The sequence below is a fragment of the Thermosynechococcus sp. HY596 genome, assembly GCF_030518715.1.
Lineage (GTDB): Bacteria > Cyanobacteriota > Cyanobacteriia > Thermosynechococcales > Thermosynechococcaceae > Thermosynechococcus.
In genome coordinates this window covers 2,161,794-2,182,946 of sequence record NZ_CP130346.1, presented here as the reverse complement: position 1 = coordinate 2,182,946, position 21,153 = coordinate 2,161,794, and the positions used below count along the sequence as shown (strand labels likewise).

At 52.6% G+C, this 21,153-nt stretch carries 28 protein-coding genes, 1 tRNA gene and 1 riboswitch; of the genes, 20 read left to right on the top strand and 9 right to left on the bottom strand.

Features of this window, described 5'->3' with window-relative positions:
- Position 1 precedes the first annotated feature (1 nt).
- Positions 2 to 910, top strand: a complete 909-nt coding sequence (locus tag QYC28_RS10770) for a ChaN family lipoprotein (RefSeq protein WP_286649627.1) — start codon at positions 2 to 4, stop codon at positions 908 to 910.
- A 2-nt stretch (positions 911 to 912) separates the two neighbouring features.
- On the opposite strand, the gene QYC28_RS10765 is transcribed toward QYC28_RS10770, so the two are convergent.
- A complete protein-coding gene (locus tag QYC28_RS10765; RefSeq protein ID WP_149820706.1) occupies positions 913 to 1,593 on the bottom strand; it encodes a response regulator transcription factor in 681 nt (226 codons plus the stop codon).
- A gap of 145 nt (positions 1,594 to 1,738) precedes the next feature.
- Between QYC28_RS10765 and QYC28_RS10760 the strand changes: the two genes are divergently transcribed.
- Positions 1,739 to 2,470 carry a hypothetical protein gene (locus QYC28_RS10760; RefSeq protein WP_149820705.1) on the top strand — a complete coding sequence of 244 codons (732 nt, stop codon included), beginning with the start codon at positions 1,739 to 1,741 and terminating at the stop codon, positions 2,468 to 2,470.
- Positions 2,471 to 2,510: 40 nt separating this feature from the next.
- Here the strand turns inward: QYC28_RS10760 and QYC28_RS10755 are convergent, their stop codons facing one another.
- Positions 2,511 to 3,203, bottom strand: a complete 693-nt coding sequence (locus QYC28_RS10755) for a hypothetical protein (RefSeq protein ID WP_286625665.1) — start codon at positions 3,201 to 3,203, stop codon at positions 2,511 to 2,513.
- Between the two features lie 719 nt (positions 3,204 to 3,922).
- Between QYC28_RS10755 and coaD the strand changes: the two genes are divergently transcribed.
- Positions 3,923 to 4,429, top strand: coding sequence for a pantetheine-phosphate adenylyltransferase (gene coaD, locus QYC28_RS10750; RefSeq protein ID WP_149820703.1), 507 nt, complete (start codon positions 3,923 to 3,925; stop codon positions 4,427 to 4,429).
- Positions 4,384 to 5,022: an ATP synthase F0 subunit B gene (locus tag QYC28_RS10745; RefSeq protein WP_149820702.1), complete on the top strand. Its 639-nt coding sequence runs from the start codon at positions 4,384 to 4,386 to the stop codon at positions 5,020 to 5,022. The genes coaD and QYC28_RS10745 overlap by 46 nt, the downstream gene beginning before the upstream one ends.
- A 25-nt stretch (positions 5,023 to 5,047) precedes the next feature.
- On the opposite strand, the gene QYC28_RS10740 is transcribed toward QYC28_RS10745, so the two are convergent.
- On the bottom strand, positions 5,048 to 6,007 hold the full coding sequence (locus QYC28_RS10740) for an alpha-E domain-containing protein (RefSeq protein ID WP_190278071.1): 960 nt from the start codon (positions 6,005 to 6,007) through the stop codon (positions 5,048 to 5,050).
- 57 nt (positions 6,008 to 6,064) lie between these two features.
- Here QYC28_RS10740 and QYC28_RS10735 point away from each other — a divergent pair, with 57 nt between their 5' ends.
- The 3 genes from QYC28_RS10735 to pdhA all read left to right on the top strand — a co-directional run bounded on the left by QYC28_RS10735 (position 6,065) and on the right by pdhA (position 7,837).
- Positions 6,065 to 6,397, top strand: a complete 333-nt coding sequence (locus tag QYC28_RS10735; protein ID WP_286625663.1) for a DUF565 domain-containing protein — start codon at positions 6,065 to 6,067, stop codon at positions 6,395 to 6,397.
- A gap of 39 nt (positions 6,398 to 6,436) precedes the next feature.
- A complete protein-coding gene (locus QYC28_RS10730) occupies positions 6,437 to 6,676 on the top strand; it encodes a hypothetical protein (protein ID WP_286625662.1) in 240 nt (79 codons plus the stop codon).
- A 132-nt stretch (positions 6,677 to 6,808) separates the two neighbouring features.
- Complete coding sequence (gene pdhA, locus QYC28_RS10725; RefSeq protein ID WP_149820695.1) at positions 6,809 to 7,837, top strand: pyruvate dehydrogenase (acetyl-transferring) E1 component subunit alpha; 1,029 nt, start codon at positions 6,809 to 6,811, stop codon at positions 7,835 to 7,837.
- A 31-nt stretch (positions 7,838 to 7,868) separates the two neighbouring features.
- On the opposite strand, the gene QYC28_RS10720 is transcribed toward pdhA, so the two are convergent.
- Positions 7,869 to 8,369 carry a phosphatase PAP2 family protein gene (locus QYC28_RS10720; protein ID WP_302679469.1) on the bottom strand — a complete coding sequence of 167 codons (501 nt, stop codon included), beginning with the start codon at positions 8,367 to 8,369 and terminating at the stop codon, positions 7,869 to 7,871.
- 369 nt (positions 8,370 to 8,738) lie between these two features.
- Between QYC28_RS10720 and QYC28_RS10715 the strand changes: the two genes are divergently transcribed.
- The gene (locus QYC28_RS10715) at positions 8,739 to 9,308 is read left to right on the top strand and encodes a glyoxalase-like domain protein (protein ID WP_149820691.1); all 570 of its coding nucleotides are present in this window, start codon (positions 8,739 to 8,741) and stop codon (positions 9,306 to 9,308) included.
- Entirely contained in the window at positions 9,305 to 10,231 is a 927-nt protein-coding gene (gene murQ / locus QYC28_RS10710) for an N-acetylmuramic acid 6-phosphate etherase (RefSeq protein WP_302679468.1), read from the top strand. The genes QYC28_RS10715 and murQ overlap by 4 nt, the downstream gene beginning before the upstream one ends.
- Here the strand turns inward: murQ and QYC28_RS10705 are convergent.
- Positions 10,228 to 10,524, bottom strand: coding sequence for a hypothetical protein (locus QYC28_RS10705; RefSeq protein WP_302679467.1), 297 nt, complete (start codon positions 10,522 to 10,524; stop codon positions 10,228 to 10,230). The genes murQ and QYC28_RS10705 overlap by 4 nt on opposite strands.
- 150 nt (positions 10,525 to 10,674) lie before the next feature.
- A tRNA-Ser gene (locus QYC28_RS10700) sits at positions 10,675 to 10,759 on the bottom strand.
- Between the two features lie 36 nt (positions 10,760 to 10,795).
- Between QYC28_RS10700 and QYC28_RS10695 the strand changes: the two genes are divergently transcribed.
- Positions 10,796 to 11,410, top strand: coding sequence for a cobalt-precorrin-8X methylmutase (locus tag QYC28_RS10695; protein ID WP_149820685.1), 615 nt, complete (start codon positions 10,796 to 10,798; stop codon positions 11,408 to 11,410).
- Complete coding sequence (gene cbiE / locus QYC28_RS10690) at positions 11,407 to 12,654, top strand: precorrin-6y C5,15-methyltransferase (decarboxylating) subunit CbiE (RefSeq protein ID WP_149820683.1); 1,248 nt, start codon at positions 11,407 to 11,409, stop codon at positions 12,652 to 12,654. Before QYC28_RS10695 ends, cbiE begins: the two co-directional genes overlap by 4 nt.
- On the opposite strand, the gene QYC28_RS10685 is transcribed toward cbiE, so the two are convergent.
- Entirely contained in the window at positions 12,645 to 13,175 is a 531-nt protein-coding gene (locus QYC28_RS10685) for a pentapeptide repeat-containing protein (protein WP_149820681.1), read from the bottom strand. The two genes, cbiE and QYC28_RS10685, sit on opposite strands and share 10 nt — an antisense overlap.
- Before the next feature lie 121 nt (positions 13,176 to 13,296).
- Between QYC28_RS10685 and QYC28_RS10680 the strand changes: the two genes are divergently transcribed.
- The 6 genes from QYC28_RS10680 (at position 13,297) to QYC28_RS10655 (ending at position 17,211) form a co-directional block, all read left to right on the top strand.
- A complete protein-coding gene (locus QYC28_RS10680; protein WP_302679466.1) occupies positions 13,297 to 14,832 on the top strand; it encodes a SagB/ThcOx family dehydrogenase in 1,536 nt (511 codons plus the stop codon).
- Complete coding sequence (locus QYC28_RS10675; RefSeq protein WP_149820677.1) at positions 14,829 to 15,275, top strand: Rrf2 family transcriptional regulator; 447 nt, start codon at positions 14,829 to 14,831, stop codon at positions 15,273 to 15,275. Before QYC28_RS10680 ends, QYC28_RS10675 begins: the two co-directional genes overlap by 4 nt.
- Before the next feature lie 42 nt (positions 15,276 to 15,317).
- Positions 15,318 to 15,722, top strand: coding sequence for an FHA domain-containing protein (locus QYC28_RS10670; RefSeq protein ID WP_149820675.1), 405 nt, complete (start codon positions 15,318 to 15,320; stop codon positions 15,720 to 15,722).
- A gap of 118 nt (positions 15,723 to 15,840) precedes the next feature.
- Positions 15,841 to 16,176, top strand: a complete 336-nt coding sequence (gene rplU / locus QYC28_RS10665) for a 50S ribosomal protein L21 (protein ID WP_149820672.1) — start codon at positions 15,841 to 15,843, stop codon at positions 16,174 to 16,176.
- Between the two features lies 1 nt (position 16,177).
- Positions 16,178 to 16,441, top strand: a complete 264-nt coding sequence (gene rpmA, locus QYC28_RS10660; protein WP_149820670.1) for a 50S ribosomal protein L27 — start codon at positions 16,178 to 16,180, stop codon at positions 16,439 to 16,441.
- Between the two features lie 174 nt (positions 16,442 to 16,615).
- Positions 16,616 to 16,728: riboswitch (Glutamine riboswitch) on the top strand.
- 39 nt (positions 16,729 to 16,767) lie between these two features.
- Positions 16,768 to 17,211 (top strand): DUF4278 domain-containing protein, encoded by a 444-nt coding sequence (locus QYC28_RS10655; RefSeq protein WP_149820668.1) that lies wholly within the window; start codon positions 16,768 to 16,770, stop codon positions 17,209 to 17,211.
- Between the two features lie 93 nt (positions 17,212 to 17,304).
- Here QYC28_RS10655 and QYC28_RS10650 read toward each other — a convergent pair whose 3' ends face one another.
- A complete protein-coding gene (locus QYC28_RS10650) occupies positions 17,305 to 18,639 on the bottom strand; it encodes an alkaline phosphatase PhoX (protein ID WP_149820666.1) in 1,335 nt (444 codons plus the stop codon).
- 145 nt (positions 18,640 to 18,784) lie between these two features.
- Between QYC28_RS10650 and QYC28_RS10645 the strand changes: the two genes are divergently transcribed.
- From QYC28_RS10645 to QYC28_RS10635, 3 genes are all read left to right on the top strand, one after another.
- Positions 18,785 to 19,045: a ParB N-terminal domain-containing protein gene (locus QYC28_RS10645; protein WP_149820664.1), complete on the top strand. Its 261-nt coding sequence runs from the start codon at positions 18,785 to 18,787 to the stop codon at positions 19,043 to 19,045.
- Positions 19,046 to 19,108: 63 nt separating this feature from the next.
- Positions 19,109 to 20,281 carry an ABC transporter ATP-binding protein gene (locus QYC28_RS10640; protein WP_149820662.1) on the top strand — a complete coding sequence of 391 codons (1,173 nt, stop codon included), beginning with the start codon at positions 19,109 to 19,111 and terminating at the stop codon, positions 20,279 to 20,281.
- Positions 20,278 to 20,859 carry a helix-turn-helix domain-containing protein gene (locus tag QYC28_RS10635; protein ID WP_302679465.1) on the top strand — a complete coding sequence of 194 codons (582 nt, stop codon included), beginning with the start codon at positions 20,278 to 20,280 and terminating at the stop codon, positions 20,857 to 20,859. The genes QYC28_RS10640 and QYC28_RS10635 overlap by 4 nt, the downstream gene beginning before the upstream one ends.
- Here QYC28_RS10635 and QYC28_RS10630 read toward each other — a convergent pair.
- Positions 20,741 to 21,148, bottom strand: coding sequence for a ferredoxin (locus tag QYC28_RS10630; protein ID WP_149820658.1), 408 nt, complete (start codon positions 21,146 to 21,148; stop codon positions 20,741 to 20,743). The genes QYC28_RS10635 and QYC28_RS10630 overlap by 119 nt on opposite strands.
- Between the last annotated feature and the right edge of the window lie 5 nt (positions 21,149 to 21,153).

Sequence of the window (21,153 nt, the reverse complement as noted above, 5' to 3'; positions counted from 1 at the left end):
TTTGGCATCCCCCCTTGGACAGCGGTTGCGCCAGTGGCGATCGTCCCCTGCTTGGCAGCCTTTAGCTTTTACTTTAGCGATCGCCCTTTTGGTCGCGGGAACCCACAGTGTGAAAGCGCAGCAGGTCTGGCGGGGCAGTGAATCCGTCCCCCTGCAAAGAGCCTATGCCGACTGGCAGCAAAAGCACATCCTCTATTTGGGTGAAACCCACGATAGCGTGGCCGATCATCAGGCACAACTGCAAATTTTGCAGGAATTGCAACGGCGGGGTCGCCCCCTAGCGATCGCCCTTGAAATGATTCAGCGTCCCTTTCAAGCCGCCCTCGATGCCTACATTGGCGGTGAAATTACCGAGATGGAATTGCTGGAGCAAACCCAATATGCCCAGCGCTGGGGCTTCCCTTGGTCGCTGTATGCACCGATTTTTCGCTTTGCCAAGGAGCAGCAGATTCCCCTGATTGCCCTGAATACGCCCACCGAAGTCACCCGCCAAGTGGCACGCCAAGGTCTAGAGAGCTTAGGGGAAGATGATTTTCGCTATATTCCACCCCTAGCAGATATTGACTTGAGCAACACTGCCTATCGCGATCGCCTGCAGGAGATTTTTGTTGCTGCCCATCAAGGGATGAGCCACAGTATGAATTTTGACTTCTTTTACCAAGCTCAAGTCCTTTGGGATGAAACGATGGCCAAAGTCATTGCTAAACAGCATCAGCGGCATCCCGATCGCCTGATTGTGGTGCTGACGGGGCGGGGTCATGTTTATTTTGGCGATGGCATTCCCCAACGGGTACAGCGACGGCTGGCCCCCAACCTCCGCCAAGCCATTATCCTCCTCAATCCCACAGCAACGGAAAAAGCCAAACCCCGCATTGCCGACTGGTTCTGGCAAAATGATCCCTCTCTCTAAACCTAATCAGCCAAGCCATGTTCAAGGGCAAAGCGCACGAGTTCTGTGCGGCTACTGGTACCGGTTTTCACAAAGAGGCGACTGACATACTTTTCAATATTGCGAACACTGGTATTCAGTTGGCTGGCAATTTCCTTATTCATCAGACCCTTGACCACCAGTTGCAGCACACTGGCTTCGCGGGGGGTGAGATCCAGTTGAATTGGGGGAGCCGTGGGATTGCGTTTGCCCTGTTGGACGAGCATTGCCCGCAGTTCGGCAATTTGTTGAGCTAAATTGGCCAGATTGGGTTCTCCCTCATCGCGAGCAGCCGCTTGCCGCCGCAGCAGATTTTTGATAATGGCCACCAGTTCATCGGGGTCAAAGGGTTTGGCTAGGTAGGCATCACAGCCAGCATCATAGCCTTGGATGCGATCGCGCTTCATGCCCCGCGCTGTGAGGAAGATAACGGGAATATGGTTGAGATGGGGTTGTTGGCGCACTGTTTCCAAAAAGGCATAGCCATCCATCTGCGGCATCATAATATCCGTAATAATCAGGTCGGGTACATTGGTTTCTAGATACTCCAGAGCCGCTTGACCATTGGCCACTGCTGTCACCTCAAAGCCACTGTCCTCTAAATAGGCCGTTACCGCCTCGCGCACCCCCGGCTCATCATCCACCAGCAATAATTTTGCTGTCATTGGCTGTCTCCTATGCCAGTAGGACTTAATTTACAGCCCTTTTCACACGGATGGAATACGCTCAGTCAGTGCTCATCTGTGTACCCCAGAAAAGGACTGTATTTATGCTCTAACATAATTGGCAGTACCTAGGTGGAATAATTGAATGGCGATTATTGCGCTGCGGGCATGGTACCTACCGCAGTATGAACCCCTCGAACACATCGAGCAACGTCCCCACGATCTACGGCTCAACAAAAGTAGCTTGCTGAAAACGGCATTGCGGGCAGATTTTCTCGATGACTTAGAAACCGTGCAGCGTTCGGAGTGGTTTCAACGCTATCGCCTTGGGGAAACCGTGGAATTTTATATTGAGGGGAGCGGCAGCTATACGATCGCCAACATTGATGTTCTCAGTCATGAAATCTATTTCATCAAGAGCGATCGCCTGAGTTACTTGGAACCGACCCTCTTTTTCAGTCCCGCCGATAGCCCCAGTAGTGACGAGATTCGCACCGCCCTCAAAGCATTTGTGACCAATACCCCTAGTCGCTTCCCCTTGGAACTGGTCGAAAGCCCACGCTCAGCCACGGCTCCTCTGCGTCTGGATAGTCCCGTGATCACCCAATTGCGTCGCTCGCTCCTGTTTGTTGCCGATGGCACAGCGGTTGAGAATGGCCAGTTGTCCACCATGATTGCCCTAGAACTCGGCTACGCCCTTGCCAGCAAACGCCGCAATCAAATCCTTGTCATTCAGCAGGAGCACCCCAGCCAGCGGGCGCCTCTTCCCATTGAAGTTCCCAGTCGCCAGCGCCTCATCTATAGCCATTCCCAAGAGCTAGCCGAGAAGTTGCCCACCGTGCTGCAAACGCTCCTAGAACCTTTTGATTTCCATTGATATTTGCATAGGGAAGCCCCTTTCGGGAATAACCTGACCGTTAACGAACGAGATCGTAGAGCAGGTGGGAAGGAACTCCTGCCGCCAAGAGAAGGCGCGGTAGAGTGGGCAGGACACGACAGCAATGCCGAATGAAATCATGGATCCACCGTTGCAAGGTTTCGACTTCATAGTTGGTTAAAAGTTGATCGTGGGGCGTGAAGTTACGGTTGTGGAACTGCTCCACTTGAATTTGCGCCAGCCAGCTTTCACGGGGTCGTGTCAATAACCAATAGTTAGTGACAATCATTTTGCCAAGGTAGCGTACCGTTACTTCTGTAATTCGCCGACAGTATTCATAGTAATCAGCAAGGTTTGTCGATTCATGGTTTACGCTAGGCACAGGAATCTGCTCTTGAGTTTCCGCAACCTGACTAAAGAAAGACATCAAATCTGTTAAGGCACTGTGGGAGACAGGAAGTTGAATACCAATGAGGTCAAAAATTTTCTGCTCAATCTGTTGAAGCTGGTGAGTTTGATGTGGTTCGTTAACTTTTATTTTTTGATGTAACTCAATGAGAAATTCTAATTGATTCAGTTGTGGATAGGTTAAATGATCTAGATTAATGTAACGCTCTAGGTATTCTTCCTCAATGCCCAGTGGGTGTGTGTCACGGGCAACATAGGATTGAATGGCGGGATGCTCTGCCAGTAAGCGCCGCATATAGTAGCGAGTGACTGGAGAAATATTCATAGGGGGAACCCTCACAGTTAGGACGGGACATAGCAGCAAAAGGGAGAGAGGCACGTGACATGCACGTACTTTCAGATGTGTAAGAAGTTAAGTCAATGATGAATACTTAATACTTGTTTAACAAACGCAGGGACTAGGGAAGCAAGTTAATATAACGAAATAGTTATTCAAAAAAAACTAATCATCATCAGGGAAACACCAATTACTTTAGTTTTACAGGTTAATTTAAGGTATTTAAGTGAAAGACAACCCTAACTGCCTTGAATGAAACATGTTTCTGTTATAAATGCTGAGATCTGAGATCGTCAAGTATTGCTTGATACAAATAGTTTTTGCGTCACCATTCTGTAACATAGCCGCTACGTGACACTGCAAAATTTAAGAAATCGTTTACATTAGTTCATATTGAGCCTAAATTTGGTAGCTAAGGCTACAAATGTTGTCAATAAAGCTGTAATAATGATTTGATTTTTTTATATTCTGATTACAACTCTTTACATTAATTTTTATTAATTGCAGCAGCTCCATTTCTATCCACAGACGGGGATCATTCATCCCCTTGGTTGTAGGGTTGATCGGCAAAGATACAGTCAGAAAATTTCTGGGGCGATCGCGAGTGGTCTGCCAATGCAGCAATGGTATCCGCTGTTCCGAGAAATCAGCGATGATTGTCTTACCCTTGATGCTGTTTAACCTCTCATCTCGTTATTGAGCCGCCTATGCTTGCTGTTTATCCTGGAAGTTTTGATCCCATTACCCTAGGGCACTTGGACATTATTGAGCGGGGTGCTCGTCTCTTTAGTGAAGTGATTGTGGCGATCGCCCACAACCCACAAAAAAAAGCCCTCTTTAGCGTCAGCCAACGGATCAAACAAGTAGAGGCGGCTACCGTTCACTTAAAAAATGTGCGGGTGGATACCTTTGATGGCCTGACCGTTGAGTACGCGCGATCGCAACAGGCAACAGTTCTTCTGCGGGGGCTACGGGTTCTGTCGGACTTTGAATACGAGCTGCAGATGTCCCACACCAATAAAAGCCTCTGGCCAGAGATTGAGACCGTGTTCCTCACCACGTCCAATGAGTATAGTTTCTTAAGTAGTAGCTTAGTAAAAGAAATTGCCCGATTTGGCGGTAATGTTCGTCATCTAGTACCAGCCACTGTTGCAAAGGATTTAGAAGCATGCTTTACTCAAACGCCGATCCCATCTCAACGACCACTGGAGTAAATGAAGCGCTTGATGTCCCTTCCGTACCGCTGCAACTCCTGCAACAATTGGAAAAGCTGGAAGAACTCCTAATTCTCGAAGGGACGAAGATCCCGCTGACCGGCCGCAAACTCATTGATGAAGAGCAGATCCTGAATCAGCTTACCCACATTGAACAGGCGATCCCCGAATCAGTGAAGACAGCGCAGCGGATTCTCAATCAGCGGGATGAGATCATTAAACAGGCCCAGCACCGCGCCCAAGAAATTATCCGTGCCGCAGAGCAACGCGCTGCCCAAATTGCCGATGAACTGCGGATTCGCCAGCAGGCAGAACTCGAAGCCCAGAAAATTCGCCAGCAGGTGCAGCAAGAGGTGGAGTTTATGCGCCAGCGCGCGATCGAGGAAATCAATCTGCTACGGCAAAACACAGAAAAAGAACTAGCCCATCTGCGCCAAGTGACCCGCCATGAATGTCAAGAGCGGCAACAGGAAGCGGATGCCTATGCCGATCGCACCCTTGCGGAAATGGAACGCCAATTCAAGGAAATGCTAGCGGTGATTCAAAATGGGCGCCAATACCTCAAGCAGCACCAAGCCCACCGTCAACCCTAGGCAATACCCCAATTCAATTGTCACGCTAGCGGGCTTTCACAGGCTCTAGGGTAAAGAACGTTTGAAAAATTTGCGTATCCACCTCATTCATTTGCTGCTGCAAGTGATCGAGGAACTCGTGCATGCCTTGGCCAATAATTTCATCAATCGTCAAATAGTCCAGTTGCGATCGCAGGCGTCCCAGTTGGCGTTCCACGGGCTGGTGCCAGCTCCCCAAGGGCGTTCCTGTAATTTTGTAGAGGGATTTTTCCACCTGCAACAGACAAAAGCGGATCGCGCGGGGAAACTCGGCATCGAGAATCAAAAACTCTGCGACCCCTGCGGGTGTAATCCGATGCGAACCCCGTTTACGATACATCTCATAGGCACTGGCGGACTTGAGGAGCGCAATCCAACCCAATTCATCAATGGGCGTGCCCACATCTTCCACTGAGGGCAACAGCAGATAGTATTTCACATCGAGAATCCGCGAGGTTTTATCGGCTCGCTCCAGTAGCCGCCCCATTTGACCAAAGTGCCACGCTTCATTGTGGCTCATCGTACTATCCATCACGCCGGCAAAAAGGTGACTGGCCTGTTTCACTTGCTCCAAAAAGCTGGCAATCTCCAATTGATCCGGGGCTTTAGCCGCCTCCCGCACCATCGTATAGAAGGCATTCACCTGCTGCCACATTTCTGAGGAAATCACCTCGCGAATGGATGTGGCATTCTCCCGTGCCGCCCGCAGACAGGAGATGATCGAGTTGGCATAGGTGGTGTCAAAGGTGAGGAACTGAATCACATTTTCAGCCGTGGCCGTGCCATAGTGTTCCTGAAAAAAGGACAAATCCCCCGTTGTTAGCACTAGGGGATCCCATTGACCTGAAAGACTCGTGGGCAGATCCAGCAGCATGTTCAAGTTGACATCAACAAAACGAGCAATATTCTCTGCCCGCTCAATGTAGCGATTTAACCAATAGACCGCATCGGCAACACGACTTAACATATACTGGCAAGCATTCACTCTCTGCCCACCCTAGCAACCTTTTCCCGTCCTGAGTATATGCAGCAAACCCGTCTTAATACCCTGCTTGATCGTCTAGGCGCTGGGATTCAGGAGCAGTTAAAAAATCCGTGGCGACGGCTAGCGACACTGACTATTGCCTTTCTTTTTGGGGTGTTCTTGGGCTTGGCCATTTCCTCGAGTGCAGGTCAATTGGGCTATTTAGATATTGTGGCCTCGAGCATCGTAGCAATTATTGCTGAAGTGATTAGTGCCTTGTTCTATAGCGATCGCTGGAAACTGCGGCAAACTCTCTTTGGTCAAATTCTCAATGCCCTGAAGTTTGGTCTGCTCTATGGCTTGTTCCTCGTTGCCTTCCTTCTGGGAAGTTAGTTGCTGATTACCTCGATCAAGTTTACTGGGGACTTCTGAATGAGTATTGCTGCAATTTTAATCGCCATTCCCGACAATGAACCGCCAACAGACCTTGAAGCGCTCATCGTAGCTGCAGAGGAAGGAGACTTACCCAGTTGCATCCTAGAAACTGCATGGCACGGTCTGCAAACGACCCTAGCAAAACGTTTTGACCCAGAGGCAATGGCTGCTGCCCACATCTATCCTGCTTCTCTTTTTAGCAAACCAGCAGGGGGCAGGAATACTCATTTACTGTGATTAGCAGAGGCTGGCATTCCCTTGTCACTCCCATATTTAAGAAAAGGGCTGTAATTTGAGTACAATAGTGTGATGCCAACGGCGGCTTGCCCTGTTGGTACGGCGTTTACCCTAGGTTGATCACTGCCTACTATGGTTCAAGAGCGTAGTCTGCCCTCTTTGTCCATTCCCCAAACCACGATTACCCGTGAGCAGGGGTTAATGCTCTATGAAGATATGGTACTGGGGCGCACCTTTGAAGATAAGTGTGCCGAAATGTACTACCGAGGGCGGATGTTTGGCTTTGTCCACCTCTACAACGGTCAAGAGGCAGTCTCTACAGGTGTGATCAAGGCGATGCGTCCCGATGATTACGTCTGCAGTACCTATCGCGATCACGTTCATGCCCTGAGCGCCGGTGTTCCTGCCCGTGAAGTGATGGCTGAACTCTTTGGCAAGGCAACGGGGTGTAGCAAAGGCCGGGGCGGCTCAATGCACCTCTTTTCTGCCAAGCATAATCTCTTGGGGGGCTTTGCCTTTGTCGCTGAGGGGATTCCAGTCGCAACGGGGGCAGCATTTCAGACGATGTACCGCCGTCAGGTGATGGGCGATGCCAAAGCCGATCAGGTCACCGCCTGTTTCTTTGGCGATGGTGCCAGCAATAATGGCCAGTTCTTTGAGTGCTTGAATATGGCGGCACTCTGGAAATTACCTATTCTTTTCATTGTAGAAAATAACAAGTGGGCGATCGGTATGGCCCATGAGCGTGCCAGTTCCGAAACAGAAATCTACAAGAAGGCCAAGGTCTTTGGCATGGTGGGTGAGGAAGTAGATGGCATGGATGTGCTGGCGGTGCGTACAGTAGCTGAGGCAGCGATCGCCCGTGCCCGTGCCGGAGAAGGCCCCACCCTCATTGAAGCGTTGACCTACCGTTTCCGGGGGCACTCCCTTGCCGATCCCGATGAACTGCGCTCCAAAGAAGAGAAAGAATTTTGGCTGAAGCGCGATCCGATCAAAAAGCTGGGTGCCTACCTCGTGGAGCAGGAATTGGCCACTAGCGAAGACCTGCGTGCCATTGAGCAAAAAGTACAGGCAATTGTTGATGATGCTGTGGCCTTTGCCGAGGAAAGTCCTGAGCCTAAGCCCGAAGAACTCTACGACTACATCTTTGCAGATGAATAGGTTGGGCCGCTCCTAGCAAATAACCAAACATCTAGGAGCGTTCGAGGTATCGCACCGTTACTAAGTAAATCGCATCGCCCACACAGTAGCCTGCTAATACATCACTCACCCAGTGGGCACCTACATAAACAGGGCTGATGCCCATTAAAATCATCAGGGCGATCGCGACTCCATAGCTCAATCCTCTCAAGGTTGGTCGCTTCTTAGAAAGGAAATAGCTCCAGAGGAAGTACAGCAGAAGATTCCCTGCTGCATGCCCACTGGGAAAACTATGCCCGCTCAAGTGCAAGACCAGTGGATTATCGGGTCGAGCGACATCAAAGAACGGTTTGAGCACCCGATCAATGAGAATCAGGATGAACAGCGTCGAGAACGCGATCGCCCTCACCTCGCGCCAGCGGCGATGTCTCCCTAAAATCACGAGGGAAATAAACACCAAACTGCCAGCAACGGGGGCATTGCCCGAAAAATAGGACAATTTTGCAACAGGAGCAAACTCACGCGGTAAAACGGTTCGGACAATCTCGGACAAAGCAATATCCCACTGTTGGCCAAGTCCACTGAACACTAAGAAACAAATGCCTAAGAAGCAACCGCAAACACAAATAAGTGGAATTTGGAATGTTGCAGGGGGCTGGGGTGTTGTCTTTTGGTAAACACTCGTCTGGCAAAATGCGCTGAGGGGCATAGCTCACAACGACAGTTCTAGGGGAAACTCGTGTTTAAGAGAACATTATTTACAGATTAAGGGATTATAACCTAGCCCCACACCCCTACAGCCCTTGGCAAATCCCAGTCTCAGCAACGTCAAGAATATATTTTTATCAATGAATAAACTATTGCTGGGTCTGTTGACTAGGATAGTCACTAGAATAAAAGGAGCTTTCCCTAGAACATTGGCATGTTGTTGACTCCTCCTTTATTTGCTTGGCTGGATGGTCTCTGGGATGGGGTATTCTCCACCCAGGGGATCATGATCATGCTGCTGATGGGCTACGCAGGGGCAATGTGGCTCTTTTTGTCCAGTGCCCCCAAAGTCTATACGATCATGGTTTCGGATCTAGAGCACGCGCGGCAGTTCTACGAGCAGGAGTTGCATTTGCCGATCGCTGATGTACCGCTGCACTACTACTACAACTATGAGCAAACCCTTGGCGTGGCTTCGATGGATCCGCTCTATGTGCCCTCGGCCTTGAGCTACAGCAGCCCCAAGCGCCCCAGCCCTAGGGATGGGTTGTGGTACCAACTCAAGAAAAATACGCAACTGCATGTCATTAGTGGTGCCAGCAAGGGGGAACGCAACCGTCAGCGCCATGTCTGCTTTGACCGTGAGTGCCTCGAGCTCCTATTGCTGCGGATTCAGCGGCGGCAGTTGCGCTACAAAATGCGCAGCGATCGCCCCCTCAATTTCCTTGTTAAGGACTACGACGGCACTGTGATTGAAATGGCAGAAATTTCAGCGCGGCCATGACAGATCTCCAAGAACTCCCTAGTCGTGGTCATCTCTTGACGGAGCAGATCAATCCCGCCAGCCAAAATCTGGATCAGCTCACTCCCTTGGAACTAGTTGATCTTTTTAATCAGGAAGATGCCCAGACGCTGCGGGCGATCGCCCAAGCCCGCGAGGCCTTAGCCCAAACCATTACCGCCACAGCAGCCCGCCTTCGCCAAGGGGGACGCCTCTTCTACATTGGTGCCGGCACCAGTGGTCGCTTGGGGGTTTTGGATGCTGCCGAATGTCCGCCCACGTTTTGTACACCGCCCCATTTGGTTCAAGGCATTCTGGCTGGCGGTGAGGCTGCCCTTGTGCGCAGTTCTGAAGGCCTTGAGGATCGCTACGAAGATGGCGCCGCCGTGGTGGGCGATCGCCAGATCACTGCCCAAGATGTCTTGATTGGGATTACCGCTGGCGGAACCACTCCCTATGTCCATGGGGCACTGGATGCAGCGCAAGCAGTAGGGGCACTTACGGTCTTTATGGCCTGTGTTCCCTCGGATCAGGTACAGCGGGCTGCCGACATTGACATTCGCCTGTTGGTTGGGCCAGAACTCCTTGCCGGATCTACCCGTTTGAAAGCCGGTACTGCCACAAAGATGGCATTGAATATCATTTCCACGGGGGTGATGGTGCAGTTGGGCAAAGTCTATGGCAACCGCATGGTGGATGTAGCCGTCAGCAACCGTAAGCTTTTGGATCGTGCCCTGCGGATTCTTACGGATCTCACGGGAATTGATCGCGCAGCAGCAGCAGACCTTCTCGAACGCAGTGGCTACCAAGTGAAGCGTGCTCTGCTCATGTACTGGACAGGACTGGACGCCCTTGCCGCTCAAGCTCTACTCGATCAACACAATGGCCAACTGCACGCGGCCAAAAGTACTGCCCTGAATCCCTAGATGCCCACTTTGAAGCCAAGACCGCGATTATTACGCGGCTCTTCAAACTGCCTGTACACCTTTGGATCGGGGCGAGTAGGCACAGGCGAAATCTCTAGGCTGTTTTCAATCTCTGCCATATTACTCGCAGGTTGGACAGCATTGGGGTTTGCCGTAGGATCGGGGGCTGATTGCAGTACCGATCGCAACTCGGGGCTAACTTGAATCGTGCCAATGGCAGCGGAATTAGCAAAGACAGGTACAGCAGGCAGCATACTGGCAATTACTATCCAAGGGATTGAGGAGAAACGCATAGTAAAGAATCCTCAAGGGGGTTAGAAATTAAGCACTTAAGAACCCCTAACTGCGTTGGGAGTATTCTCTATGCTTTCTATTCTAGGGCAGCCACCTCTCCCTTGGTTGCCGCAAAGGATACCCCCTGTAGTGGCAAGATAACAATAGGACGGAGAGAGAGGGATTCGAACCCTCGGTGAGTTGCCCCACACAGCATTTCCAGTGCTGCGCCTTCGACCACTCGGCCATCTCTCCACGTTTAGGCAGTTCTACTATCCTATCAGAAGTCCTGTGTCTCTGCTGCATCCCATTGCCCAAGCCAGTTTTGCCATCATTGATCGCGAGATCGGTCCTCACCCTTTTGATGCCCCAAGCTATGCGATTTTGCGGCGAATTATCCACAGCACAGCAGATTTTGAGTTTAAGAACCTGCTGGAGATTTCGCCGGGGGCGATCGCCCACATCACACAGGCCCTGCGCTCAGGTGTGCCGATTATTACCGATGTGGCCATGGTCAGGGTCGGCATTCAAACCATGGTCAGCCGTACCTTTCAGAATCCAATTATTACCGCCCTCGACGATGGCAGCCACACCGCCCCTAGTCAAACCCGCAGCGAAGCAGGGATGATCCGCGCTTGGCAACAGTGGCCCTATGGCCTGTTTGTGGTTGGGAATGCGCCAACGGCGCTCCTTGCCCTGTGCGATCGCCTGCAACAAACCCGTGTACCGCCGGCGGGCGTCATTGGTGTCCCCGTTGGCTTTGTCAATGTTGTAGAGTCAAAAGCAGCCCTTGCCCAACTGCCCGTGCCTCAAATTCGCGTTGCCGGTCGCAAGGGGGGGTCGCCTGTGGCGGCAGCGATTGTGAATGCCCTACTGGAGTTGGCCGATAGTGAGGAGTCAGCGTGACCCCGATTCATGTAGTCGGCATTGGCCTAGAGGGGCTGGCAGGGTTGGGGGCAACAGTTCAGGAAATTATTCGCACAGCGACGCTCTTGGTGGGGAGCGATCGCCATCTTCAGTTGATTCCCCACGGAGACGCCCCCCGCTTGTCTCTACGAGACTTTCATGCCACTTTCAAGGCGATTCAAACCCACTTGGCAACAACCCCCGACCCCCAAGTGGTCATTCTCACCAGTGGCGATCCCCTGTTTTACGGCTTGGGACGCTGGCTCCTTGAAGTTTTTACCCCCGATCAGTTGACATTTCATCCCCACCTCAGTGCGGTGCAGTTGGCCTTTAGTCGCCTCAAGCTCCCTTGGCAGGATGCCGTGATCTACAGTGCCCACGGTCGCGATTTAGCCGGGTTGGTGCCGCTGTTGCAGCGGGGGGTGGAGAAAATTGCCATCTATACCGATGGTGAGGCTAATATTGCTGCCATTAGCCGCTTATATCAAGCATTGCACCTGCCTGTGTCCTATCGGGCGTGGGTGTGTCAGGCCTTGGGTAGCGCAGAGGAAGCCATTCTGCGGTGGGACTTAGCCCAACCAGTGACGGAATTGCCGCCAGTACATCCCTTGAATTTGGTGGTGCTCCTGCGTCAACCCCAGCACCTACCCCCTCGGGAACAGCCCGTTTTTGGCTTAGGGGATGATCAATTTTTCACCTTTGGCGATCGCCCCAGCTTGATGACGAAGCGGGAAGTGCGGGTATTGGCCTTGGCGGAACTTGCCCTCACCAGCACTATCGAAACCGTTTGGGATATAGGTGCCGGCACCGGCAGTGTCGCTGTGGAAATCGCCCGCCTTGCTCCCCAAGCCACCATCTATGGGATCGAGAAAACGGCGATTGGCTGCCAACTGATTGAGCGCAACCGCAAGGCTTTTGGTTTGACCAATCTGATCCCAATTCAAGGGGCGGCTCCCCAGAGCCTCAGTGGCTTGCCGCAACCGGATCGCGTGTTTATTGGCGGCAGTGGTGCCCAATTACTGGCCAATCTTGACTATTGTTGGTCACACTTGAAAGCTGGCGGCCGGGTGGTGCTGGCGATCGCCACCCTTGAACACCAAGGCCAAGTTCTCCATTGGTGTCAGACCCAGCAAATCAGCCCGCAAGTGCTACACGTGCAACTCAGCCGCTCCGTTCCCTTGGGTCAAGGCCACCGCCTCCATCCCCTTAATCCAGTCACCCTCATCACCCTGAGTCAGGGGTAAAAATAGCCATCGGGATAAACTGTGGTGCGATCGCACACCGCAGCCGACAGATCAACACCCGTTGCCCGAAAAAAATTACACCGCTGTACCTGTGCTGCCGTTAAATCTGCCTGCTCTAAATTGGCCTGTTGCAGGTTGGCCCCTTGGAGATTCGCTTGTCGCAAATTGGCATAGCGCAGATCCGCCCCCTGAAGATTAGCGCCTTGCAGGTTTGCCCGTTCCAAATTGGCCGATCGGAGGTTGGTGCGGACAAGGTTGGCTCCTTCAAGATCCGCTGCCGCAAGGTTCGCTTGATACAACTGAGCATCCCCTAATTCACTGTGGCGTAGATTGGTGGCAGTCGCTTGAATTCGATTCAACTGGCAATAGGGCAGATAGGCATTCTCCAGATCACTGTCACTAAAATCGGCATCGCTGAGATTGGTGTCAAAAAGGCTCAGACCCGTCAGATCGCTGCCCCGAAAATCTCGTTCCCCCGCTGCATAGGCTGCCAATAGTTCCTCATTGCTGAATTTGGCCATAATGGTATAAAGAGCGTTGTACTGTGACTAAGTATTTCTACCTAAACCTTTTTGACTGTAGGGGGATTTATTGAAGAAGTTCATTTTATTTAATGGTTTCTTAACTTGGTGAGGCACCACAATGGGGTTTCAACCGCTTTCCTTGGCACAGCATTACCACGAACGCACCAAGTACGCCCCTGAGACCTTAGCCCAACAGGCAGCACCGCTCGATTTTAGTCGCCAGCCCAGTCCCTTCAAAACCTATCCCCTTGGTCAGTTCTTCTCCCTCAAGCCGTTTTTAGAACCTGAGCAGGGGGCAGCCCACCCCCACTGGCAGCGACTCTCACGGTTGTTGTACTGTACCTATGGCATTACTGGGGTGGTTCCCTATCCCGATCAGCCCTTTTATATGCGGGCAGCACCTTCTGCCGGGGGGCTATATCCAGCGGAAATCTATCTCCTCACTCGCAACGACACCGCCATTCCCGCTGGCATTTATAACTACCAAGTGAAAGACCATGCCCTTGTGCAGGTGTGGCAAAGCTATTCTTGGTCAGCCCTACAGGCCGCTTGTCTTTGGCATCCAGCGCTAGAAAGGACGCACATTGCGCTGATCGTGACAGCCGTCTTTTACCGTTCCGCTTGGCGTTATGGCGATCGCGCCTATCGCCGCATTTGCCTCGACATTGGGCACCTTTTGGGGAATGTGGAACTGGCCGCCAATATCCATGACTTTCGCGCTCACTTCATTGGTGGTTTTGTGGATGCCCAAATGAATGAACTGCTTTACCTTGATCCAGAACAGGAGGGAGTGTTGGCGGTGGTTGCCCTTGCCAATTTACTCGAAGTGGGTGAAAACTTGTCCACCTTCCCCGCAGTGTTGGCCTCTGCCACCTGCTATGACTATGGGGCGATCGCCAGTGGCGAGCTACTGAAGGCTTACCATCGTGCCAGTGCCCTCACCAATAGTGACATGATCTACGGCATGGCCAAAGAGATCCCCAGCCCCCCTGCCAAGGAGCCTACTGAACCCCCTGCTAGTAAATACAACTTTCCCTTTGGTCTGCGGGTGAGTCTCAGCAAAACCATCATTGACTGGGAAACCCATCTAGCCGCTCTCCAGCAAACTATTCTGCAGCGGCGCTCGACTCGTCAGTACAGTGGCCAAGGGATTGAGGTGGATCAACTAGCTGCCCTGCTCACCTTTGCCTACCATCCTCAGGACTACCGCGATCAAGGCCTAGATGAAGCCCCTAGTTTCTTTGACCCGACATTGGTGGAAACCTTTATTGCCGTGACGCGGGTCAAGGATCTGGAGGAGGGCTGCTACTACTATGCTGTGGCCGAGCATGAGCTACGCCAAATTCGCTTCAAGAACTTTCAAGAGCAGTTGCATTTCCTCTGCCTCAATCAAGACCTCGGTCGCGATGCCGCCGTGGTGATTTTCCATACCGCCAATCTGGAGCGGGCGATCGCTCGCTATGGGGAACGGGCTTATCGCTACCTCCACATGGATGCTGGCCACCTTGGACAGCGGATCAATTTGGCTGCCACCGCTTTGGGGCTAGGGGTCAGTGGCATTGGCGGTTTCTTTGATGATCAGGTCAACGATCTCTTGGGCATTCCCCCGCAAGAAGCGGTTCTGTACATTACCACCGTTGGCAAAGCAGCGTGACCCTCACCACCCGTGGCCACTACAGTATCAAGGCTCTATTGGACTTGAGTCTGTTACCCAACTATGGGCCTGCCTCCGTGCGCGCCATTGCTGAGCGGCAAAAGATTCCTGCCCCCTATCTGGAAAAACTCTTGATTGAATTGCGGCGGGCTGGCTTGGTGCGATCGCTGCGAGGCGTCTATGGGGGCTATCAACTGGCCCGTCCGCCGGCCGCCATTTCCCTGCGGGACATCCTCACTGCCGTTGGTGAATCGCCAACCCCCCTGTTTTTGCATCCTCCCCAACCAGAAGACAGCACAGCAGATTGGGTAACCCTCAGCCTCTGGCAACGTCTGCACCAAAAACTTCAAGATGCCTTGGCCAGTATTTCCCTTGAGGATTTATACTTTGATGCCCGTAGTTGGCAAGCGGCTCAAGGGGATGGGGCAACGTTTGTCATCTAGGCGATCTAGGCTAAGGGCATCCCAGAGTGGGGGGAGACACCCATGTCAGCACCAACCTACCCCAAAGCATGGCTGATCATTCGCGAACGTGGTTTGCCGAAACGGGAAGTTATTCTCAGTCCCGATCGCCAGTGGACGATTGGTCGCCAACTGGATTGCAGTATTCTCCTCAAAGATACCTACGTCTCGCGAGTGCATGCCGTCATCAACGCCTTTCTCTTTAAGGGGCAGCCCCTCTATTTCATTAGTGATTACCACAGTCGCAATGGCACGCTCCTCAATGGCCTGCCAATTCAGCACAGCACCCTCCTCCACCATGAAGATGTCATTTGTGTGGGTACCACCCTCATTGTTTTTTACTATCCAGACATGTTTAAGGACATCTCCCTCGATGAGCGCCCCAAACTGAGCAAACGTTCAACCGGCAGTCTGCCTTGGGTTGGCTAGGGGTTTGACAGCCACAGGGGATAAATTTTATGATGGAAAATTGTTGAGTTTGCACGGAACAGGTTTTGCAAGAGGCACGCATCCCCTCACCTGCACGGCAAGGAGTTTTTTAGTTTCTATGGCATACGCAATCATTGAGACCGGTGGCAAGCAACTGCGCGTTGAAGCCGGGCGCTTTTACGATGTGGAGCGGCTCCCCGTCGAGCCAGAGGGCACAATTGATCTAGAACGGGTGTTGCTGGTGCAAACCGATAGCCAAGTCCACGTCGGTCAACCCTACGTTAGTGGTGCGGTTGTCTCTGGTACGGTGATGGAGCATCGTCGCGGCCCCAAGGTGATTGTCTATAAAATGCGTCCGAAAAAGAAAACCCGCAAAAAACAAGGCCATCGCCAAGAACTGACCCGCATCATGATCAACGAGATTCGTCTCAACGGTGAATCCCTAGGAGGTTAACATGGCACACAAGAAAGGAACAGGTAGTACCCGCAACGGTCGTGACTCCAATGCCCAGCGTCTGGGGGTCAAGCACTTTGGCGGTGAAGTGGTTAAGGCCGGTCACATTCTTGTACGGCAGCGGGGGACAAAGTTTCACCCCGGCGTCAATGTCGGTCGCGGCAGTGACGATACTCTTTTTGCAACGATCGCGGGTGTGGTCACCTTTGAGCGCTATGGCAAAAATCGCAAGCGCGTGAGTGTCTATCCCCTAGCCGAGGGCTAAAACCACTCCTCGATAAACATTCAAAAATCATCTAATTGGGTCAATCCTCTGGGTTGGCCTTTTTTGTTGTCTTAGCCCATGACACCCCTAAGGAAGTGTTGACCCGAGTATTGTAAATTTCTATGAACAGCTTGCTTTAAGGTCGAGAAATTGTTAAATTAGATACAGAAATAAATCGTTCATCTCTCGCAGGACATCAGTAAACGCTTTTCAGACCGAGTTTAATTGTCAGCGTTGTACCTTCGCGAGGGACGGAAGTAGGGCAACAGATCCCGAAGGAACGCGCCTCAATCAGTCCACCTTGTAATAAAAATGGGGCGAAAATTATGACGACTCTTACTTATCGCGGCGTTCAATACAACTACGTTCCTCCAGCGATCAACAGCCAAGCAACGGATGTCGTGGCCAAGTATCGCGGTAGCACCTATCGTGTGGCTGCTCCGACAAATCCACCGGAAGACTCCTTAAAAATCATGACCTATCGGGGTGTCAAGTATCAAAAAGGCAAACAACCCGCCGGTGTTCCCGCTGCTCGCTTGGCCGATAATGTGGCTTCTGTGCCCGTGACGGCAACGGTTAACGAAATGGCTCGCTCCTTGGCGATGGCACATCATGTGATGATTAAAAGCCGTGAACAAACCCTCCTTGCCCGGATGGCAGAAGCAATCGGCATGCCGGTGGCGGCAGCCCACTACTGGAACCAAATCCAAGGGAAAATTAACCCCGTCTTTGGTGCCACCTACGATCGCTCCCCTGTGGCGCTGAGCTAAGGCAGCAATGACACTGGGTTGAAGTGTTGAGTTGAGTCAGTAGGAAAATAACGAGGGAGTCAGGTCATTCTTGGCTCCCTTTTGCTGTGGGCATTAACCCCGCCGATCCCAGGGCCCCCAAATGGCAAAGGTCATCCCCGGATGGTAGAGATTGACAAACATGGTTTGGCCGTCGGGTGAGAAGCAAACCCCTGCCAGTTCTTGATCATTGAGGGCATTGCGCGCAAAGGTGTATAGCTCTCCTTGGGGGGTGATACCAATGAGGCGATTAATGGCATCGTCGCCATCTTCGCAGCAAATGAGATCTCCCCAAGGGGCCATCGTCAAGTTATCGGGATAATCAAGAACCTCTTTGCCGGGGGACTCGACAAACAGCTCAATCGTGCCACCATCTGCTGCGGTGCGACCGGGGCGGTATCGCCAGATTTGGCCTAGCCGCTTTTCACCACCACTGGTGGCTGTAAAGTAAAACTCGCCATTGTGGTAGCAGAGGCCTTCACCGCGTACAAATTGGGCTGCCCCCTTGTCATAGCCCTCATAGCGCACGGTGTCTAGGGGAGGGTCAGGCTGGGTGATATTTACCCATTCCACCTCGAAGGGTTTGCGTAGGGGAAAATCCTGACCGGTGTTAATTTTCGGGTAGCGTTTGATTTTCAAGGCTTGGAGTTGGCCGCCAGCAGCAAGGTTGGTGGGTTCCTTGGGAATAAAGCGATAAAAGAGACTATCGCCGCGATCCTCTGTTTGATAGACGATATGCGTTTGCGGGTCGATGGCGATCGCCTCATGTTGAAAGCGCCCCATTGCCTTGAGGGGAACTGGCGTCACGGGGCCTTGGGCACTGATCGGTACTTCAAAGTTGTAGCCGTGGCGTTTTTGCACCGGACCGCGGTTGGCAGGATGTTCGGGCGTGGAAATGGTTTCCTCGCAGCTAATCCAACTGCCCCAAAGGGTTTTGCCGCCACCACAATTGCGCGAGGTACCGGCCAAAGAAACGTAATGCTTGAGGAGTTGCCGATCTTTACTCACCACGAGTGTAGTGGTGCCGCCGGGGGCAATGGGGTCATACATCCGCTCCTTGGGAGCCACCACCCCCTGAAAGGCACGGGGTAGCCCCGGATACATCTCATGGTTGCGCACAAGGATGGTCGTGCCATCGGGGCCGGGGAAGGCGGCCATGCCATCATGGAGCGTCGGGACGGGGGCACCATCACTCAGGCGATCGCCCAGCTTGGAAAACACCCGATACTGAAAGCCTGCCGGCAAATCCAACAGGCCATTGGGATCCTTCACCAAGGGGCCAAATCCGCGTGTGGTCAGCAGTTCACCTTGGGCTGCCCGTTGATAGAGAAGCTGTAATCCTTGGGGAAAAAGTGCTGCCCCCATACCGGCGGCGGCAAGGGTGAGGAAGCGACGACGTTGCAAACCCATAAAAAACCCATGTAAACTGCACAACCAACGGCTAAAAGCCGACCCCTATTGTCTTACTGCAAACTTAGGAAGTTATTCAAGGGAGTTTTGTGGCCGATTGCAGATCGCTTGCTAAAATAAAGTCATAATGAGTTTGGATAAGTCAATGCGAGTGATCGATTTGCCCCTCAATGCCATTCGTCGTCCCCTGATGCGGCAAACGGATCCTGCAAAAGTCGCAGCCTTGATGGCCTCCATTGCGGAAATTGGCCAGCAGGAACCCATTGATGTCCTTGAAGTCGAAGGGCAGTACTATGGCTTTTCGGGGTGTCATCGCTACGAAGCCTGTCAACGGCTCGGACTGCCGACGATTCGGGCACGAGTCCGCCGTGCGCCCCGTTCGGTACTGAATCTGCACCTTGCCTAGGTGTCTTGTCAGATTCGCCTCAGTGTGGGATTCTAGCCAATTAGCCCCTCTAGGATAGCGATCGTGACCGGTGTACGCCTTGAACAACTGACCAAGGTCTATCGCGACCCCCAGCGCGGGCATGATGTCACGGTGCTGCAAGGGATTGATCTGAGGGTCGGTGCGGGCGAGTTTTTGGTGCTGGTGGGGCCTTCGGGGTGTGGCAAAAGTACCCTGCTGCGGCTGATTGCGGGTTTGGATGAACCAACCACGGGCACAATTTGGGTGGGCGATCGCGTGGTCAATGGTTTACCCCCCAAAGCGCGGGACATTGCCATGGTTTTTCAAAGCTATGCCCTCTATCCCCATCTCACGGTTTATGACAACTTGGCCTTTGGCTTGCGCCGCAACTCGCAAATGAATGGCCTGTTACCCGCCCCCATTGAAGCGACCCTGACCCGCTGGACGCGATCGCTCCCCAAGGGGATGCAACTCTCTTTTCCCCGCGAACGCATGATTCACCAGCGGGTGATGCAGATTGCGGCGATGTTGCAAATTGGTCACTTGCTCTATCGCTATCCCAAACAACTGTCGGGTGGTCAGAAGCAGCGGGTGGCCCTCGGACGAGCCATGGCCCGCAATCCCCAAGTCTTTTTGATGGATGAACCGCTTTCAAACCTTGATGCCAAGCTGCGCACCGAAACCCGCGCTCAAATTGTCCAACTTCAGCGGCAATTGGGCATCACAACCATTTATGTGACCCATGATCAAACGGAAGCGATGACGATGGGCGATCGCATTGTGGTGCTGCACCAAGGTCAAATCCAACAAATTGCCAGCCCCCTCGACCTGTATCAACGCCCTGCCAATCGCTTTGTCGCTGAGTTTATTGGCTCACCGCCAATGAATTTCTTAGCCGTGACCCTCAACCAAGGGAAGATTCAGTACCACCATTGGCAGTTGTCCCTAAGCCAGCCCTTACCCTCGGTATCCAAGGCATGGTTGGGGATTCGTCCTGAGCATTTTGTGCTGGCGACGGCCGATGCAGAGAATACGCTGCCCGTTGAAGTAGATCTGGTGGAAGCCCTTGGCCATGAAACGGGGTTGACGGTTCACCTCACTGCAACAGGAGAATTGTTGCGGGTGCGCTTGCCGGGACAACAGCCGATTCAGCGGGGCGATCGCCTGTATTTGCGCCCTGATCCCCAGCATTTCCACTTCTTTGATGAGCAAACGGGGCAGCGCCTAGAACCATGAGCCAGCGTCTGCAAGCCCGCCTCGCCATGGCCGGCATTACCCGCAAGAGTCAACTACGCCGTAAAGGATTTAGCCGCCAGCAAGCCAATGCCATTTGGTCTGGCGACCTACACCAACTGCGCCTAGAAACCCTCGAACACCTTGCCCAAGTTCTGGGGGTGACTCCCTTGGAGTTGTTTCAGTGGCTCTATGGTGAATCGGCTGCTGAGGCGGCGCTCCAACACCAAGCCCTTCAGATCCTGGAGCCGTTTCTGCGTTTCTGGCCCACTGCCGCTTATGCTGCTAGCCAAAACCCCACCGCCCCCGCCCAGCGGATTTTGCCCCTGGTAAAGCCAGTGTTTCAACTCTTGCAACAGTGGGGAGTCAAAGCCATTGGTGAGGTTGGAGCCTGTGTTCCCTTTGATCCGCACCAGCACCAAAGCGATCGCGTGTCCTTAGAGAAAGGGACACCGGTGCGCATTACCCATGCGGGCTATTGGTGGGGCGATCGCCTGCTCTTTCGGGCGGTGGTGACGCCAGTAGATACTCTTGGACAATCTGCCCCCTCAGCACATGCTCCTGAATCACCCGCTCAATAACTGCTGGCGTTGCCGAGTGATACCAGACGCCATCGGGATAGACCACTAAAATGGGGCCTTGTTGACACACCCGTAGGCAATTGGCCTTTGTGCGAAAAATACAGCCCTCTGGGCGCGGTTGATCCAAGCCCAATTCCTTGAGGCGTTTTTTCAAATACTCCCATGCTTCTAAACCCACTGCCTTGTCACAGCACAGGGGTTTGGTTTGATCAGCACATAGGAATAGATGCCGCTGAATGTGATCAATGCCGAGAGCTGCTACTTGCTGCGCTAACGAAGGAGATGTCATAGTTG

Coding starts and splice junctions, on each gene's coding strand:
- QYC28_RS10765 (WP_149820706.1), bottom strand. CDS start 1,593: ATGACAGCAAAATTATTGCTGGTGGATGATGAGCCGGGGGTGCGCGAG.
- QYC28_RS10760 (WP_149820705.1), top strand. CDS start 1,739: ATGGCGATTATTGCGCTGCGGGCATGGTACCTACCGCAGTATGAACCC.
- QYC28_RS10755 (WP_286625665.1), bottom strand. CDS start 3,203: ATGAATATTTCTCCAGTCACTCGCTACTATATGCGGCGCTTACTGGCA.
- coaD (WP_149820703.1), top strand. CDS start 3,923: ATGCTTGCTGTTTATCCTGGAAGTTTTGATCCCATTACCCTAGGGCAC.
- QYC28_RS10745 (WP_149820702.1), top strand. CDS start 4,384: ATGCTTTACTCAAACGCCGATCCCATCTCAACGACCACTGGAGTAAAT.
- QYC28_RS10740 (WP_190278071.1), bottom strand. CDS start 6,007: ATGTTAAGTCGTGTTGCCGATGCGGTCTATTGGTTAAATCGCTACATT.
- QYC28_RS10735 (WP_286625663.1), top strand. CDS start 6,065: ATGCAGCAAACCCGTCTTAATACCCTGCTTGATCGTCTAGGCGCTGGG.
- QYC28_RS10730 (WP_286625662.1), top strand. CDS start 6,437: ATGAGTATTGCTGCAATTTTAATCGCCATTCCCGACAATGAACCGCCA.
- pdhA (WP_149820695.1), top strand. CDS start 6,809: ATGGTTCAAGAGCGTAGTCTGCCCTCTTTGTCCATTCCCCAAACCACG.
- QYC28_RS10715 (WP_149820691.1), top strand. CDS start 8,739: ATGTTGTTGACTCCTCCTTTATTTGCTTGGCTGGATGGTCTCTGGGAT.
- murQ (WP_302679468.1), top strand. CDS start 9,305: ATGACAGATCTCCAAGAACTCCCTAGTCGTGGTCATCTCTTGACGGAG.
- QYC28_RS10705 (WP_302679467.1), bottom strand. CDS start 10,524: ATGCGTTTCTCCTCAATCCCTTGGATAGTAATTGCCAGTATGCTGCCT.
- QYC28_RS10685 (WP_149820681.1), bottom strand. CDS start 13,175: ATGGCCAAATTCAGCAATGAGGAACTATTGGCAGCCTATGCAGCGGGG.
- QYC28_RS10680 (WP_302679466.1), top strand. CDS start 13,297: ATGGGGTTTCAACCGCTTTCCTTGGCACAGCATTACCACGAACGCACC.
- QYC28_RS10670 (WP_149820675.1), top strand. CDS start 15,318: ATGTCAGCACCAACCTACCCCAAAGCATGGCTGATCATTCGCGAACGT.
- rplU (WP_149820672.1), top strand. CDS start 15,841: ATGGCATACGCAATCATTGAGACCGGTGGCAAGCAACTGCGCGTTGAA.
- rpmA (WP_149820670.1), top strand. CDS start 16,178: ATGGCACACAAGAAAGGAACAGGTAGTACCCGCAACGGTCGTGACTCC.
- QYC28_RS10655 (WP_149820668.1), top strand. CDS start 16,768: ATGACGACTCTTACTTATCGCGGCGTTCAATACAACTACGTTCCTCCA.
- QYC28_RS10650 (WP_149820666.1), bottom strand. CDS start 18,639: ATGGGTTTGCAACGTCGTCGCTTCCTCACCCTTGCCGCCGCCGGTATG.
- QYC28_RS10645 (WP_149820664.1), top strand. CDS start 18,785: ATGCGAGTGATCGATTTGCCCCTCAATGCCATTCGTCGTCCCCTGATG.
- QYC28_RS10635 (WP_302679465.1), top strand. CDS start 20,278: ATGAGCCAGCGTCTGCAAGCCCGCCTCGCCATGGCCGGCATTACCCGC.
- QYC28_RS10630 (WP_149820658.1), bottom strand. CDS start 21,148: ATGACATCTCCTTCGTTAGCGCAGCAAGTAGCAGCTCTCGGCATTGAT.